The sequence below is a fragment of the Bartonella sp. CM31XJBT genome, from assembly GCF_028618555.1.
Taxonomy (GTDB): domain Bacteria; phylum Pseudomonadota; class Alphaproteobacteria; order Rhizobiales; family Rhizobiaceae; genus Bartonella.
The window spans coordinates 82,121-99,613 of record NZ_JAQITD010000002.1 but is presented as its reverse complement, the minus strand read 5'-3'; the positions used below and the strand labels follow the sequence as shown (position 1 = coordinate 99,613).

Here is a 17,493-nt window from a genome sequence, read left to right as displayed (position 1 = left end):
TCAATAATCCGCAGTTTTAACAACTGAACGAACAGCCTCTTTGCTAATATCAACGTCAATCAATTTTTTCACAATTTCAAGAGCTACTTCTTCAGCAATAGAACCAACATTTTGCATCGCTTTATCCCGAATTTTTGCTATCTGTTTTTCAGCATCTGCGAGTTTTTTCTCTAAACTCTCTTCAATTTCTTTCCGTTCAAGCTCTGCCTTTTCTTTTAATTCTTCACTAGCTACCTGCGCTATAGCCTGCGCATTCAAACGCGCTTCTGCTAATTTCCGCTCATAAGTTTCAACGACAATGTCTGCTTCCTGCTTCATGCGCATTGCCTGATCTAAATCAGATGCGATTCGATCTCGCCGTGTTTCAATAACACCACCAATACGTGGTACAATTACACGAGAGATAAAAAGATAAAAAAGACCGAAAGAAATTGCCAACCAGAAAAAATGCGAACCAAAATGCACAAAATCAAAAGGCGGAAACACACGATTTGCATGCTCTGCCACCTTTTTAATATGTTCTATCGACGTTTCAGTGTTCTGTGCATAAGCGCTTGAAACAAACATCTTCTTTCATCCTTTAAATAGCTTATTAAAGCCCTCTATAACCGATGATAACTGACTGACATCTCTCTGGCATCTCTCTGGTTAAGAGCTAAAAGGGTAAATCTTTCCTCATGCAAGAACAGATATACCCTTTTGATGATGATCAAACCCCAAAAAGAAGTAATAAAGCAATGAGCAATGAAAAAATTCCCAAAGCTTCTGTTACAGCAAAACCAAAGACGAGACGTCCAAACTGACTATCTGCTGCTGATGGATTTCGTAATGCACCAGAAAGATAGCTACCAAAAATATTACCAAGTCCTAAAGCTGTTCCAGCCATACCAAAGCAAGCAAGACCAGCGCCAATATATTTTGCTGCAAGCACCATTTCCATGTTATTCTCCTTTAAAGCGAAATTGCATTATTCGACGGAATAACCGCCAGTTTTATTAATGTCCTGGATGAATTGCATCATTAAGATACATACAAGTTAAAACCGTAAAGACGTAAGCCTGAAGGAATGCGACCAAAAACTCAAGTGCAGTAATTGCTACAGTCATAATAAGCGGTAAAACCGAACCACCCACACCTACGAGTCCTACCCCAATCATTGAAACAACAAACCCAGAAAACACTTTAAGCGTAATATGACCAGCAAGCATATTCGCAAAAAGACGAAGAGAAAGACTAATTGGACGGGAGAGAAAAGAAATAACCTCAATCATTGTCACCAGAGGCAAAACCACAACAGGAACTCCACTGGGAACGAACAGTTTCAAAAAACTGACCCCATGCTTATAAAAGCCATAACCAATCACCGTCAAAATCACCACCATTGCTAACGAAAACGTGATCATGATTTGAGATGTAACCGTATAAAAATAAGGAAAGAGACCAATAAAGTTAGCAACTAAAATAAAAGTAAACAGAGAAAAAACTAAAGGAAAAAACTGCATCCCCTGCACACCAGATGATTCCCGCAGAGTCGATGCTACAAATTCATATGCCATTTCCGAAAGAGACTGCATCCGCGTTGGAACCAATCCACGACTCGATGACGAAATGAAGAGAAAAATAGAAGTTACAACAACCGTAAGGACTGTAAACAATGATACATTTGTAAACGATAAATCCATATTTCCTATGGAAATCTTAATCAGCCTTGAAACCTCAAACTGATGAATAGGATCTGGAGCGTGCGTTGTCACTTCAACCTCATTTATCGGACCTCTCATTGGCCCCTTTATCTTGTTTTTGGCGCAATGCGCCTTTTTTTCCTAATTGACTGGAGGAAACATACCCCACAGACCGAAGAATACTCAATACACCAGCAGCAAACCCAAAGAAGAGAAAAAATACTAATCCCCAAGGCCATGAACCTGCTAACTTATCAAACCCCAACCCCAAAACAATACCAACTATAACACTTGCCAGAAACTCACTGGAAAGCTTAATTGCGCCTGCCATCCTTCCTTGTGATTTTTCCCGCTTATTCTTATGCTCCCGCTTCTTTAATGCTTGCTTGCGCACTAAAGCTACGCTTAAATTCCTACTACGACATTCCAAATCCTCTGAATGAAGACACTCTCCTTGCTTTTTCTCTTCAGCCTCCTTACGGCTCATAACGGGTTTCTCGCCCATCGCCATCATTGGCTCCTTAATTAAAAAGCAACGTAAGAATACATTTCATAAAACCGTGTGCATCATATTGTTCCCGAATTTATTCGTCAAGATACTAAAAGAAATCTATCACAAGTTATCGTATAAATTTTATTGCAGAAATAACGTATTTTTCAATTTACATGCTTTCTTAAAAAGATATTCTGAGCACCTAAACCGATTTCACGACAGCACCTGTGAATGTATAACAAAAGTTCCCGTGAATAATATAAAACTCATAGAACAACCATTTTTACGCTTAACGAAAGGTGTCAACTGATACCATCTTATTTTCCGGCTCCCAATGTTATATCAATCCTAGTTTTGAAAGAGAACATAGAAAGCTAAAAAACAGTATGAGAGCGTTAGTTTACACCTTTTATTCAAATAAACTTGCACTTTTTATTTTATGAAAATGATAATAATCAATGGTTTCTATATGATCCTATTCGCAAAGTATTTTACATATGCCATTACAGGCCCCATCACGAAATGAGCTTGAGGGTATTAAGAGAAGTTCCTTAAAATACAAGATATTAATAAATCTAAAATTTCAAATAGATTAAGCCAATAGAACACAATAAAATTTAAATACGATTACCATACCACTTTATACAATTTTAATCCACTTTTATGAACTTCGCTCTTTACAATTGAATATCGGTAGATTTAGCAAGTATTTTTGCTTTTTATTCAGACAAACTATCGTAAGCAAAAGCGCTTATTCATAATCTTTATTTTTATGAAACGATAATCTAATACTGCTTTTCACACAAGCATCATAATTATATTCCCCTACCCTCATATTGCATCTATTCTTGCACTTAAATAACCCATTAAGAGGATTATGTACTCTTTCTTAAATACTCCCTATCACACTCTTCTCATGACATGCAAATAAATGATCATCAATAAAATTAAAACTTTAGCAAATAAAATTTTAATTTTATGAAAAGAAAGATCATTGAAAAAACTTACTTTTAAGATTCTTAAGTATAGATTTCATTCACTCAAAAAATTAAAGAGTTATCATTTCTTCTTGGAACGTGTCGCAAAAGGATTATCAGAGGCTCGTAATGATATGCGAACGGGTATACCAGACATATCAAATGTTTCACGTAACCCATTGACAAGATAACGCAAATACGACTGTGGCATACTTTTGGGACGCGAGCAAGAAATCATAAATCCAGGAGGACGTGTCTTAACCTGTGTGATGTATTTAACCTTAAGTCGACGTCCAGAAACCGCAGGAGGTGGATGATGTGCCACAACAGTTCCAAGCCATTGGTTCAATTTAGCCGTCGAAATGCGACGATTCCATACACGGTGCATCATCATGACATTTTCCATCAGTTTATCAATCCCTTGACCATATTGTCCTGATAAAGGAACGGCTCTCAAACCACGAACTTGAGGAAGAAATCGAGCACATTTTTCATGCAAATCAATCAATGTAGTCTGACTGTTTTCAATAAGGTCCCACTTATTGAAAGCAATAACTGGAACACGCCCTTCACGAATCACAAGATCAGCAATTTGTAAATCCTGCTTTTCAAAAGGTATCGTTGCATCAAAAACAATGACCACCACTTCTGCAAAACGAATAGCACGCAAAGTATCTGCAACAGATAGTTTTTCTAATTTTTCTTGAATTCTCGATTTTCGACGTAAACCTGCAGTATCAAAAAGTTTAATATGACGACCACGCCATTCCCAATCTACAGAAATAGAATCACGCGTGAGTCCTGCTTCTGGTCCTGTTAACAATCGCTCTTGTTTCAACATACTATTAATAAGAGTGGATTTTCCTGTATTGGGACGCCCCGCAATCGCAATCCTAATGGGCTTACTTTCATCGTAAATAAGCTCCTCTTCTTCCAAATCCTTTACATCATCACCAACAGATGCAGGCTGTATCATCCTATTTTCTTCTTTGTTGTTGCCAAAAGCATGCTCTGACCCAACAGCATCTATAATTGCATCACGCAGATCACTAAGTCCCAAACCATGTTCAGCCGATATTGGGCACGGCTCTCCCAAACCTAATGACCACGCCTCATACTCTCCTCCTGTTGCCGCTCTTGACTCAGACTTATTGGCAACAAGCACAATTGGCTTTCCTGATTTGCGAACCAATGAAGAAAAATTTAAATCACTTGGTGTTATTCCGCTCTTTGCATCAAATACAAATAAAATAAGATCCGCTTCATCAATTGCAACTTTTGTATGAGAACGCATACGCCCCTCGAGTGTATGATCACCTGCTTCTTCCAGCCCAGCCGTATCAATCACATCAAAACGTAGATCTTGAAGTTTTGCCGCATGAATACGCCGATCACGTGTTACACCAGGCTTATCATCAACCAAAGCCAATTTTTGCCCAACCAAACGATTAAACAGTGTCGACTTCCCAACATTGGGACGACCAATGATAGCAATGGTAAGGCTCATCGATTTATTCCTTATTTGCCTTGCCCTCAGCTTGTATAAGCTCAAGCATCATTCGAGCCCGATCTGTTATTTTTGAACCCAAAGCACCTTCTTCAGAATTTTTTTTAAAATAATAAACCGCCTCATCCATTTTATCCGCCTTATAGGCAGCTAAGCCTAAAGCTTCTCTTGCAGACATACGCATAGGATCGGTATCACTTGCCATATCTTTGATGCGCTTTTCAACATCAGCTAATGTCCCTGTATCAACCAGAATATAAGCCGCCCGAATTTTTGCAACTTTCTGCAAAATCTGCGGTGCTTTCTCATCCGCTGCAATAGAATCAAAGATCTCCACTGACTTAATAATATCACCTTTCTCCATGAGTAAAGAAGCCTCACGTAAACGAGCAAGAAAAGGATACCCCCCAAAATGAGAGGTTTTAACAGTTTCTAATTGCTTTATCGCTTTATCAAAATCACGTGTATTCGCAAGATCAAGACTCTTTACAAATGCATCACCAATATAACCAGCTTTCTTTATTTGCGTATGATGATAAACTTGATAAGCAACTATCATGAATATAAAAAGAATAACTGCTCCAATAATTGAAAAACCATACCGTCTCCAAAAAGCAAGCGCCTTTTCCTGACGAAATTCTGCATTCACTTCAGCAATAAAACTATCATACGACATATATCATACCTTGAAAAAAGTTACTTTATCTGTGCTTTTACGCATAAATGGATAAAGATGGTAGTCCTAATTAACTAAAAATCTTTAAATTGCTCGTTTATTTATTTTAAATCAACATGTAGCCAATTCAATCGGATTTTTGCAACAGTCTTAATCGAAAATGATATAAGCACCCTGTTTGTACATATTACAGCTTTTACATATATTGAGTCTTATGAAAAATTCACTGCCTTAATATTTATCATGATTGCCTATCATCTCAAGCAGATTTTCTCCCCATTATATAGAGAGATAATCTTTATATAGAGAGATAATCTTTTAAAGTCTTCAACCGCAATCGTTGGTTGTATTGGATTATAGAATTATAATAGAAAAACCACTTCTTGAAAAAACTTGAAAAAAGGTAAATTTCCATAAAAGTCCCTTAAAACCCAATAAATAAATTTTTATCTGTATCAAAAATACCGAAGCGCCATGATTAAAGTGTGGTATAATTCCAAATCTTCAGTTAAGCTCTTTATATAAAGTGTATCCCTTCAACTTATCTTCATACGATTAACAACCTTTTGTAATTGATCCTTAAAGTTTCTAAAAATATCCTATTGTAAGGGCCAAACCCACATAAGCATTGGAACAGCAATAATAACGATCAACACCGCCAATGGAGCACCCAAACGTGGATAATCACTAAAACGATATCCTCCTGGCGCCATCACGAGCATATTACTTTGATGTCCAATAGGTGTAAGAAACTCACATCCCGCACCAATTGCAACAGCCATCAAAAAAGCTTCAGGCTTATAATGAAGGGAATGAGCAAAACTTGACGCAATTGGTGCTACCATCATCACTGTTGCTGCATTATTCAAAAATGGCGTAACCAACATAGCTGTCACCAACATAAGCGCTAAAGCACCAGATGGCGGGAAAAATATTGCCAATTGGCTCAGCCATTGACCAATGAGATCCGTACATCCTGTTTTCTCTAACGCTTCACTCACTGGAATAAGAGCCGCTAATAGTACGAGTATTGGACCATCTAATGCCTGATACAGATCACGCGCGGGCAAAACACGAAAGATCACCATTGCAGCAGCAGCAGAAAAGAAAGAAAAAGCAACTGGAACAATATGAAAAGCTGTAAAAATAATTGCTATAAATAAAACAGCTAAAGAGATGAAACCATGTCGTAAATTTCCAAACACAATATTTCGTTTTGCTAGGGGCAAGCATTTCAATTCTCTTAATAAATTGGGAATAATTGCATCCTGTCCTTGCAAAACAATCACATCTCCAAGATGGAAAATAATATCATCAAGTCTTCCCCGCACCCTTTCATGTTGACGACTTAACGCAAGTAAATTTACATTATAGCGATCAAATAGGGAAAACTCTTTCGCACTAATACCAATAAGAGGTGAATTATGGGTAATGACTGCTTCAATAATATCAATGTCACTGTCCTTATCACCTGCAGCAATAGTTCGCCCCTTAGAAAACTCTAAACGAGCAGAGTTCATCACGCTATCTACCCCTGTATGTGACCCTTCCAGCAAAATAATATCATTTTCAGACAAAACAAAATCTGGTAATGGTGAAATAGATACTTTGTTTCTGATAATTTGAATTACCATAACATCACCACTTGATGGCTTAACCAAATCAACAATATTTTTCCCCACAATCGGTGAATTTATTGGAATATGCGCTTCTGCAACATAATTACGGATATCAATGGCATCATCAAATGATACACCTGAACGCACACGCACAGGCAAAAGCCAATAAAAACAGACCAAATATACAACACCAGCCGTCGCAATAACCGCACCAACTGGTGTAAAATCAAACATAGTAAAAGGTGTTCCTGCTAAACGCTCTTGCATCGCTGAAATAACAACATTAGGAGATGTTCCTATCTGTGTCATAAGCCCTCCCAACAAAGAACCAAAGGCCATGGGCATCAAAAAGACAGAAGGAGAAACCTGAGAACGACGTGCAAACTGAAAAGCTATCGGAAGCATAATCGCCAAAGCACCAATGTTTTTAACAAACATTGATAATACGACAACAGAAAGAACCAAAAAAGCTAATTGAAGACGCACCGATTTCACATCTGGCCATATCCGTTGAATAATAAATTCCATTATACCAGAGCGAGATACAGCAGTACTGACAACAAACACACTCCCCACGATAATAACGATATCATTACTAAAACCGCTAAACGCTTCCTTCGGGCTAACAAGACCAAGGACACAAGCTATTAATAATGTACAAATAGCAACAAGATCATAACGAAATCGATCCCAAATAAAAACAACCATCATGAGACCAATGATCGAAAAGGCCATTATTTGATTTTCTGTCATAACACTCACTTCTCCCCATTAAATTAATGAACAAAAACATATCTTTTATGTTTTAAATATTCCTATAAACAGCAGCAAGATAAAAGCAGACATCGGAATATTTTAGGATAATTTTAAAGTGATAAAAAATTATGATGCGCATAAACTCACCTCTCCTTATTATGCGTGCTTTTCTATAAAGTGCTGAACCCAAAGAAAATTGATAAAAGTTGATAAAGCTATATTGCAAAAAAGATGAGAATAACTCTAATATAGAGCGTAGATAATTGTTGAAACTGGTACACGCTATATTTAAACCTTTGTCGTTGCTTAAAAGAATTTATCTTCACTCTCAATTCACAGAGTGATAAAAATGAAAGAAGAAAGAATGGTCAATCTTAATAGTGGGTATCAAAGTAACCTCAGATATTGGCTCACTTGCATTATTGGATTTGTTGCTATCTTGGCAATTATAATTGTTGGTGGATTTTATATCGCAAAACCCTATCTTGACAGTTTTGTAAGACAAGAAATAGCCCGTCGTGCCATAAAAGCCGAAACATCTGAAGTAAGCATTCTAGGTAAAGTCAACTTGAAGAATGTGACATTACCCGTTCCAGCTGGTACATCACTTAAAATTGGTGCCATTTCTGCCCGTCCTCCTCTTTCCTTTATTCCCGGAACTTTTACATTTTATAATGTTGATTTAAAGCATAATAATATTCATGTGCAAATTCCCCAAATTTCTCTTCGGAATGTATCCCTAAAAGAAAAAGATAGAACGATAACATCACGTCTTTTACAATCAATGATGCGTATTGAGCTTTCCTCAATTATTGCTCCCAATATACAACTTTCTATAGAAAATAAAAATAACCAAACAGAAACGGTTGAGATCAAGAATTTCCAGCTTTCTGATTTTAGAAATAACCATATCCGTTCAGTTAGTATCAAAAATATGGATCTTAAAACGGTCGTAGCAAATGGTGCCAAACAGATGCAACTTATGGCTAAAAGTGATACAATAAAAGCCCATGATATCGACATCAACTATGCCTATTCTATCATTTTTGGAAAAAACAATGCTCTCAATCAAGGTAAAACCGTTACTGGCCCCATTTCTCTGAATAATATAAGTGTTGATATTTTTGAAGAAGCAGAAAAAAATAGCTCTTTCTTCCTTGGGCAGTTTAAAACATCTGGTTTAAAGATGAAACCGCTTGAACAAACTCCTGAAAAATTAATCAAAGCTTATCTTAATGCAAGAAAAGAGAATAATAAAATCGCTGAAAAAGTTGCACAAAATGGTCTTCTTCTAAACATACTGCTCGCCATTACCTCAGCGGATGCCAAAGTTGATAATATCACCGTTGATATACCGCAGTTGAAAGCAACGCTCGAATCATTCCAATTCAAACCAAGTTTGTGGAAACAACCTATCCCTAAAAAGCTTTTTCTTTCTCTCAACAACCTTTCCATTCTACCTAAAAAAATGAATGAAAAAGACTTAGAGTTTTTTAAAAATCTGAACTTTGAGCGCTTTAATGTTTCAGGAAAAGTTGATATTTCTTACGATGAAAAAAAACGTATGCTCTTTCTTGATACAATGTCTTTCAATATGAAAGACGTTGGATCTGGAGATATATCGGCTAAGGTTATTGATGTTGATGAAAAGCTTTTTTCTGGTCAGAAAAATATAATGATTGCTGCGTCTCAAGATCTTGGCATCAATGAAATTGATATACAATATACTGATGCAGGTTTCATTGATAAGCTTTTTTCTTATCTTGCGCAAAATCTTAATGACAGCCAACATGATCTTAAAAAGGAACTTTATGACGATTTCTATCTAATGATGACGCAGACCCCAAAAATTCTGCTAAAAAATCATGACGAAGCAGAAAAAATTTCAAAATCCTTAGGAGAATTTGCTAAAAATCCACAAACATTGATCGTGAAAATTAAAGCAAAAGATAATAAAGGTCTCGCAATAGTTGATCTCGAATCTGCTCTACAAAATGATCTATCCAAGGCTTTAAGCAAAGTACATCTTACTATTAAAAATGAAGCATCGCCTTAAACATTTTGTGCTTTAAACATGATGATCTTGTCTATAAATTAAGAACTTTATTCCTCTTTTTTCTTTTATATGATACAGAAGGTATCATACAGAGTTATTTATACAGAGAATATAGAATCTAAAATTGTCGATGCTTGGAGTTGTTCATGTCTGGTTTATCTTCAAATCGCCTGCCTAATCGCGCTTCTCGTGTCACCAATCAAGCGCTTTCTGCTATCGAGCGTTTTCTCCATATTGAAGCTCTTAGTGGTGTTGTTCTTTTATTAGCTGCTGCTTCTGCACTTATTTTTGCCAATTCTAAATATGCTGCTTTCTATGAATCTTTTTGGCATACACCTCTTGGCTTTAATTTGGGTCATTTCACTCTTTCATGGGATTTACATTTCTGGGTTAATGATGCCCTTATGACTATTTTCTTTCTCGTCGCAGGAATGGAAATTCGACGAGAAATTCATGAAGGTGCTCTTGCCGATTTTAAACAAGCAATCTTACCAATTGTTGCTGCAATAGGGGGCGTTTGTGTTCCTGCAATTATTTACTTTATCTTCAATTTTAACGAGGGACATATGCGCGGTTGGGCTGTGCCAACAGCAACAGATATTGCCTTTGCTCTAGGTATTCTAGCTCTTCTCGGAAAAAAAATCCCTTCTAATCTTCATATTATTCTTCTATCATTAGCGATTATTGACGATATTATCGCTGTTCTTATTATTGCTTTTTTCTACTCAACAAACATTGATCCTAGCGGTTTAATGATTGCAGGAGCGGGTATTGCTTTGGTACTATTTTTTCAGTGGATTGGGCTTGCATCAGCATGGCTTTACATTTTACCTGGTGCAATCATTTGGTGGGGTTTAATGGCAACAGGCGTTCACCCATCGCTTGCTGGCGTAATCTTAGGGATGATGACTCCCGTTCTTCCTACCCGTACTCTTGTAGCGCCACTCACCATGCTCAGTAACGCTATGCAAATTCTTCAAGAAAAAAATACAAAAACAGATCTGCATCATATTTCAACAGCATTAAAAAAGATGCGCAAAGGACAACGGGCCATGATTGCCCCAGTAACTCGTGTTCAAAAAGCATTGCATCCATGGGTTGCATACGTTATCATGCCGGTTTTTGCCTTCGCAAATGCAGGAGTAAGTTTTGCAAACTTTGATCTTTCTTCTGACAAATCATTCTTGATTGTTCTGGGTGTTGTCATTGGTCTTTTCATCGGTAAGCCTCTTGGTATTATCACTGCCAGTTATATAGCTGTAAAATCAGGACTATGCCGCCTACCCCCTCATATGACCTGGACAGGTGTTTTACTCATTGGTTTTTTAGCAGGAATTGGCTTTACAATGTCTATCTTTGTTTCAATGCTCGCTTTTAAAGATATTATTCTGCTTGATGCGGCAAAAATTGGAGTCCTTTGTGGCTCTGGTTTATCTGCCCTTATCGGTCTGGGATATGGATTTATTTATATTAAGCGCAATAAAGGAATTTCTCATAGTTCCTAACAAACTAACTGAAAATACATTTTTATGCAGAAATTCTAAAAAGTAATTTTGCCCATTTGTTCGATTCGGACGATATTTAATGTAAAATCCGTTGTCTCGCCTCATCTTTACACTTATGAAGGAGAAAACTAACGTCATCATACTATTTACTAGCCTCTAATGTTGCAACAACCTTTGACACTCGAGAGGAATCATAAGAGATATTTTTATTCCTTTCTTCAATAATCTTTTACTCATGTACCAGCTCCACTCATGATATACACAGAAATGGTTTTAATTGTTTCAATAAAGGCTTCGTGGTTTCAGAAAAGCTGTTTTTTATTGGGACTATGATTCACTATAAAGAAGAATTTAATTATTATAAATCAATATCTTATGTTTAATAATAAGAAAAAGATAAGAATAAGCAAAGTTCAATAATCAGTTAAGTAATTCCATGGCTTATTTTTCCCAATAAACCACCCTCCTCGTTATTGATTTTATTGCCGGTATTCTAAACAACTTTAATTTTTATCTTCTTAAAAGCACATTATTTTTGGATAAAAATATTCCCGTTTTTTATCATCGACACATCACTTGTCTCACTCCATGAAAGAATTAAACTTGAAGCATGCTTCCATAGGAAGCACTCTAGTTTACGTAATTAACTCGCGGGAAAAAAGAAAACCCTAGTCATTTAGACTATTCTAAAACATATGATTGGTGGAAAAATAGAGCATGTATATCGTTGTTCTCCCCTTTTCCCGCTCTTATTTGATATTTATTTTCTTTTTGTTTAAAGAGCTCGCTCTATATTTCTTGATACCATAAAATACTCTTCACAGATAATTTAAAAAGCAATATTTCCGAGACTTTCGAATTTATACAACGCCACATAAAATACAAAAAGAGTAAAATAATATGGCTATATTTCTCACAAGAAGAGTTTTGCTTACAAAGACCACCATTTGCAAAATATGTAAACACGATAAAGAAACTAGCACGATATACTGAAAAAACGGAAGAATGTATTTCATGCGTGGTTGGCAGTATGACACAGAAAATACTTATAATAGAGTAGTTAAAGGAAGAAAGTTAACCTAAAGAACATATGGAGGTATCAAAAACTTTGAAAATCTTAATTATAATTCAAAAAAGAGAAATAGACATGAAAAAAATTTAATTAATAAAAGCAACACACTTGTAACATTATCATTAATTTTGATCTATAGTTACATAATTTTATGAAAAGTACTTCTGAAGAAGCTATAAACGCATAAGATATAGTAATTTTATAACGTATAGCGTAAACATAAATATTGTCTATAGAGATAGATTTTTTTATTGCCTCATAATATGGAAAAAATTAACTTTTCAAGATACACATAAAGTCATAAACAATCATTTGAAGATAAACTAAACATCTATAGAAAATACATCATCAATTTTACTTTTGGTAATTCCATCACTAATCTAATGAGCTCTAATTTCTCTAAGATTTATAATATTAAATCTGTATTGACGGGGCTGTCCCTCATGCAACATGCATCTTTTGAATAAACACTGCGCACTGCTCCTTATTCCATTAAGGCTTATCGTAAAGACTTCTCCATCCCTCTCTATAGGCTCTAAAACGTTTATAGACGGCATATTTTTTATCCCTTCTTAAACAATTTTTTACCCAAACATCTTTCTCTTGTAATGTATAAGTGACCATTTTTAAATTCATCATGAACAAGTTTAAAATGAGAGAGTTTTGCTGTATTAAATATTCTATTTAAGTTAAAAATATAAATTGTTCTTAACAAAAATTATTAACATATATTAAAGCTTTATGTTATTGAAACTTTGTTGAAACTAAAAAATACTTATCCCTTATCAAGAGCATAAACAGCATGTAATGTTCTAACCGCAAGTTCAGTGTAAGCACTATCAATCAAAATAGAAATTTTAATTTCTGAAGTCGTAATTGCTTGAATGTTAATACCCTTTTCAGCCAAAGCCTTAAATGCTGTAGCGGCAACACCTGCATGGCTACGCATTCCAATACCAATCACAGATACCTTGGCGAGATCGCCTTCAAATTGGAGAACATCAAATCCAATTTCTTTGCGATTCTTCTCAAGAAGTGTAACGGCTTTTTCTACATCTGATGATGGTACAGTAAAAGTCATATCAGTTTTTGAGCCATCTTCAGAAATATTTTGCACAATCATATCAACATTAATGCGTTCTTCAGCCAAGGGACCAAAAATTGCTGCCGAAATCCCTGGACGATCGGCAAGCCGACGAAGGGAAATTTGTGCTTCATCTTTGGCAAAAGCAATACCAGTAACATTTTGTTGTTCCACAATTTCATCCTCATCGCAAATAAGTGTTCCAGAAGAACTCATTGAATCCTCCATGCCTAACGCATCAGGATCCTCAAAACTTGAACGCACAAAGGTACGAACCTTATGAACCATTGCTAATTCAACAGAACGAACCTGTAAAACCTTTGCACCAAGAGAAGCCATTTCTAGCATTTCTTCAAAAGCTACTTTTGGTAAACGACGCGCTTTCGGTTCTATACGTGGATCCGTTGTATAAACACCATCCACATCCGTATAAATATCACAGCGATCAGCTTGTACAGCAGCGGCTATAGCAACAGCACTTGTATCTGATCCCCCACGCCCTAAGGTAGAAATCCGGCTATCCGGAGCTAACCCCTGAAAACCAGCAATAACAGCAACCTGACCTTCCTGAAAACACTCGATTAAAAAAGATCCATCAATATTAGTAATACGTGCACGGCCATGCGCATTGTCTGTATGAATAGGAATTTGCCAACCAAGCCATGAACGTGCATTCACCCCCATTTCTTGAAGTGTCAAAGCCAACAATCCTGAAGTAACCTGTTCACCAGAAGCAACCACAACATCATATTCACGAGCATCTCTATGCATGGAGGAAGCATCACTCGTCCACTGAACAAGTTCATTTGTTTTACCAGCCATCGCAGATACGACAACGGCAACCTCATTGCCTGCATCAACCTCTCTTTTGACATGCCGTGCAACATTATGAATACATTCAATGTTTGCTACAGATGTTCCACCAAATTTCATGACAATGCGCGCCATTAATAACACTCTTACCTTTACATCTCTTATCTCAAACAGTAATGAGAATTAGATGCTGTATCAACTAACCATTTTCTCGACATAGCGAATATCTATCATTTGTGCAAGTTTCATTATGATTATATTAATTTCTCTTGACTTTGTATAAAATCTACTTGACCTGATCATTAAAAATAAAAGGAAGGCAACATGATCGATGAAACACAAACAACTATTGATCAAAGTGAAATTGATCACTTTTCACGTATTGCTACAGAATGGTGGAATCCACAAGGAAAATTTCGACCTCTTCACCAATTTAACCCAACACGCCTTGCTTACATCAGAGAAAAAATCTGTTTAGAGTTTAATCGTGACCCTTCTTCACTTACGCCCTTTCACAATTTGAAAATTCTTGATATTGGCTGTGGAGGAGGCTTGTTATCTGAACCAATGGCACGTCTTGGTGCTATGGTTGTAGGCGTTGATGCTGCACAAACAAATATTGAAGTCGCAAAAACCCATGCTGCTCAAAATGACCTTTCCATTGATTACCGCACGACGACAGCAGAAGTACTTGCCAATGAAGGAGAAAAATTTGATATTATCCTTAATATGGAAGTTGTTGAACATGTCGCTGACGTTAATCTCTTCATAGCAGCTACAGCAAAAATGTTGAAACCACAAGGGTTGATGTTTGTCTCAACACTCAACCGCACATGGAAAGCATGGGGGCTTGCTATTGTAGGCGCTGAATATATTCTACGTTGGCTTCCTAAAGGAACCCACGATTATAAAAAATTCCTAAAACCTCTAGAACTTAAAAATTTCTTATCAAAAAACGCTCTGACTGTCATTGATGAGATAGGTATTACTTATAACCCTTTAAACGACAGCTGGAATCGCTCAAAAGACATGGGTGTTAACTATCTCCTTCTCGCAAAAAGGTCGTAAGGATATGTAATTTACAAATATTATATGCCTTGTAATAAAGAATTCAGCTTTCCCTCAGCCTCTAAAGCATAAAGATCATCACAACCGCCAACGTGATAATCATCTATGAAAATTTGTGGAAATGTATTACGTCCATTTGCACGCTGTACCATTTCTTGGCGAAGGGATGTGGAAGCATCAATATCTGTATACTTTACGCCTTTTTTATTAAGCAAATCACGTGCTTTTGTACAATAAGGACAGTTAGGGCGTGTATAAATTATTATCTCTTTCATAGTATTATCCTCCAATATTTTTTAATAATATTCATTTTAAATTCCTCTTAAGAAGAGGGAAAAATAGAATCTTCTTTGAGAACACGCGAAAATGTTAGCACATCAACCTGTCGTGCACCTGCATCTTTTAATGCAGCAGCTGCTGCTGTAACTGTTGCACCCGTTGTAAATACATCATCAATCAGCAAAACAGAACATCCTTTGAGATATTTTTTAACTTTATGCGAAACCTTAAAAGCATTTTTTACGTTAAGTTTTCTCTCTCTTGAAGAAAGACTAACCTGCGGACGGGTATGCCGACAACGAACAAGCCAACTCGGTTTTAAAAGCTTTTTTTGTGATGCTGCAATATAACGTGCAAGCTCAGCAGATTGATTATAACGCCTCTCCCAAAAACGACGAAAATGCAATGGAATGGGAATAATAACATCACAATCATCAATAACCTCGCGTCCAGCAAACATCATCCAATTGGCCATAAATGATGCCAATTCTATATGATCACCATATTTTAAGCGCGTTACTAAAGTTCGTGCAAGCCCTTTATGAACAATGACTGAGCGAACACGTGAAAAAGGATGAGTATTACGGAGTGCTTCACCACTAAGAAAACCATCCCCCATATCACAAACAAAAGGAGTCCCCATAACAGGACAATAAGGTTTCGTGATAAATTGAAGGTCTTTCCAACATTCGGAGCAAATCGTACCATAAGTAGAAACATTTTGCTTACATCCAGGACAAATTGGTGGATAAAGCATCGTTTTCAAGCGTTCAACGAACTTACTTAGTATATCCCCGCTATTTAACGCCGCTTCTCGAAAATACAACATTATAAATTTAGGCTTTTACAAGTTTCCCTCAAAACAAAAGTTCCTTTGTATTTCCTCAATTTATAATTTTAATTCCTTTAAAAACTCTTACCTTCTATAAATTTATTTTCTTTCATATTATAAACTTGACAGAGCTTGCACAAATAATGAACCTTTTCAAAATATATTCTTTCATAGATCGAAAGTGTTCCACAATATGTCGCATCCTTTAATTTTTGATCATAACCGCATTGAACAATTCCGAAAACGTGCCTTTCAAAAAGCAAAAAAAGGATGTGACTTTTTACTCTCTCACATGGCAGAAGATCTCTATAAACGCCTTAGCACTGTTGATCGCCTCTTTACATTAGCTCTTGATTTACACAGCCATACAGACCTTGCTGCGCAAGCTTTAATGAAATCTGGAAAAGTTTGTTCCATAGAACGCATTGAAACCGATACGCTTTATCAAAGCCATGATAAAAAATTCTATTTACGTCATCGAGAATTTCTTGATTTACCTCAAAGTTACTGTGACCTTATTGTTTCACTTCTTTCATTACAATTGACCAATGATACCCCTGGTGTTCTAAGCCAGATAAAAAATACCCTTAAACCAGATGGCTTATTTCTTGCTGTTATGGCAGGAGCTGGTACATTAAGAGAATTGCGGGAAAGCCTGCTGCAAGCTGAAAGTGAAATTTATGGTGGAGCAAGCCCTAGGATCTACCCTTTTGCCGACATTCGTGATGCAGGCGCTCTTTTACAGCGTGTTGGCTTTGCCCTGCCTGTAGCAGACGTTGAAGATATCACAATACGTTATAATACAATGTTTGACCTTATGCACGATCTTAAAGCTATGGGAATGCAAAATGCACTCATCAATCGTTCACGACGCCCTGTATCCAAACGTTTTTTTCTCCGCGCAGCTGAAATCTATGCACAACAATTTAGTGACCCTGATGGACGTATTCGTGCACATTTTTCTTTCATCTGGCTCTCTGGTTGGGCTCCTCATCCCAACCAACAAAAACCCCTACAACCTGGTTCAGCGCAAATATCTCTTACAGATGTTTTACAGCAAAAAAAAATATAACC

At 36.5% G+C, this 17,493-nt stretch carries 14 protein-coding genes; 4 read left to right on the top strand and 10 right to left on the bottom strand.

Annotated features, from left to right (window positions below; genetic code table 11):
- The 7 genes from PVV63_RS01930 to PVV63_RS01900 form a co-directional block, all read right to left on the bottom strand.
- Positions 1-567, bottom strand: coding sequence for a F0F1 ATP synthase subunit B (locus tag PVV63_RS01930; protein WP_273790398.1), 567 nt, complete (start codon positions 565-567; stop codon positions 1-3).
- A gap of 142 nt (positions 568-709) precedes the next feature.
- Positions 710-940 carry a F0F1 ATP synthase subunit C gene (locus tag PVV63_RS01925; RefSeq protein ID WP_005773968.1) on the bottom strand — a complete coding sequence of 77 codons (231 nt, stop codon included), beginning with the start codon at positions 938-940 and terminating at the stop codon, positions 710-712.
- A 55-nt stretch (positions 941-995) separates the two neighbouring features.
- Entirely contained in the window at positions 996-1,754 is a 759-nt protein-coding gene (locus PVV63_RS01920; protein WP_273790444.1) for a F0F1 ATP synthase subunit A, read from the bottom strand.
- Between the two features lie 7 nt (positions 1,755-1,761).
- On the bottom strand, positions 1,762-2,193 hold the full coding sequence (locus PVV63_RS01915) for an AtpZ/AtpI family protein (RefSeq protein ID WP_273790397.1): 432 nt from the start codon (positions 2,191-2,193) through the stop codon (positions 1,762-1,764).
- Between the two features lie 1,041 nt (positions 2,194-3,234).
- Positions 3,235-4,659 (bottom strand): ribosome biogenesis GTPase Der, encoded by a 1,425-nt coding sequence (gene der, locus PVV63_RS01910; RefSeq protein ID WP_273790396.1) that lies wholly within the window; start codon positions 4,657-4,659, stop codon positions 3,235-3,237.
- A 4-nt stretch (positions 4,660-4,663) separates the two neighbouring features.
- Entirely contained in the window at positions 4,664-5,335 is a 672-nt protein-coding gene (locus PVV63_RS01905; protein WP_273790395.1) for a tetratricopeptide repeat protein, read from the bottom strand.
- Between the two features lie 599 nt (positions 5,336-5,934).
- Complete coding sequence (locus PVV63_RS01900) at positions 5,935-7,707, bottom strand: SLC13 family permease (protein WP_273790394.1); 1,773 nt, start codon at positions 7,705-7,707, stop codon at positions 5,935-5,937.
- 352 nt (positions 7,708-8,059) lie between these two features.
- On the opposite strand from PVV63_RS01900, the gene PVV63_RS01895 reads away from it, so the two are divergent.
- Together PVV63_RS01895 and nhaA are read left to right on the top strand one after the other, a co-directional pair.
- Positions 8,060-9,766, top strand: coding sequence for a hypothetical protein (locus PVV63_RS01895; protein WP_273790393.1), 1,707 nt, complete (start codon positions 8,060-8,062; stop codon positions 9,764-9,766).
- Between the two features lie 146 nt (positions 9,767-9,912).
- The gene (gene nhaA, locus PVV63_RS01890) at positions 9,913-11,271 is read left to right on the top strand and encodes a Na+/H+ antiporter NhaA (protein ID WP_273790392.1); all 1,359 of its coding nucleotides are present in this window, start codon (positions 9,913-9,915) and stop codon (positions 11,269-11,271) included.
- A 1,847-nt stretch (positions 11,272-13,118) separates the two neighbouring features.
- Here nhaA and PVV63_RS01885 read toward each other — a convergent pair.
- Entirely contained in the window at positions 13,119-14,375 is a 1,257-nt protein-coding gene (locus PVV63_RS01885) for an aspartate kinase (RefSeq protein ID WP_273790391.1), read from the bottom strand.
- Positions 14,376-14,564: 189 nt separating this feature from the next.
- Between PVV63_RS01885 and ubiG the strand changes: the two genes are divergently transcribed.
- Positions 14,565-15,308 (top strand): bifunctional 2-polyprenyl-6-hydroxyphenol methylase/3-demethylubiquinol 3-O-methyltransferase UbiG, encoded by a 744-nt coding sequence (gene ubiG, locus PVV63_RS01880; protein WP_273790390.1) that lies wholly within the window; start codon positions 14,565-14,567, stop codon positions 15,306-15,308.
- 20 nt (positions 15,309-15,328) lie between these two features.
- On the opposite strand, the gene grxC is transcribed toward ubiG, so the two are convergent.
- The gene (gene grxC / locus PVV63_RS01875) at positions 15,329-15,583 is read right to left on the bottom strand and encodes a glutaredoxin 3 (protein ID WP_273790389.1); all 255 of its coding nucleotides are present in this window, start codon (positions 15,581-15,583) and stop codon (positions 15,329-15,331) included.
- Positions 15,584-15,630: 47 nt separating this feature from the next.
- Complete coding sequence (locus tag PVV63_RS01870; RefSeq protein ID WP_273790388.1) at positions 15,631-16,416, bottom strand: ComF family protein; 786 nt, start codon at positions 16,414-16,416, stop codon at positions 15,631-15,633.
- Positions 16,417-16,612: 196 nt separating this feature from the next.
- Here PVV63_RS01870 and PVV63_RS01865 point away from each other — a divergent pair, with 196 nt between their 5' ends.
- Positions 16,613-17,491, top strand: coding sequence for a methyltransferase domain-containing protein (locus PVV63_RS01865; protein ID WP_273790387.1), 879 nt, complete (start codon positions 16,613-16,615; stop codon positions 17,489-17,491).
- Positions 17,492-17,493: the final 2 nt, after the last annotated feature.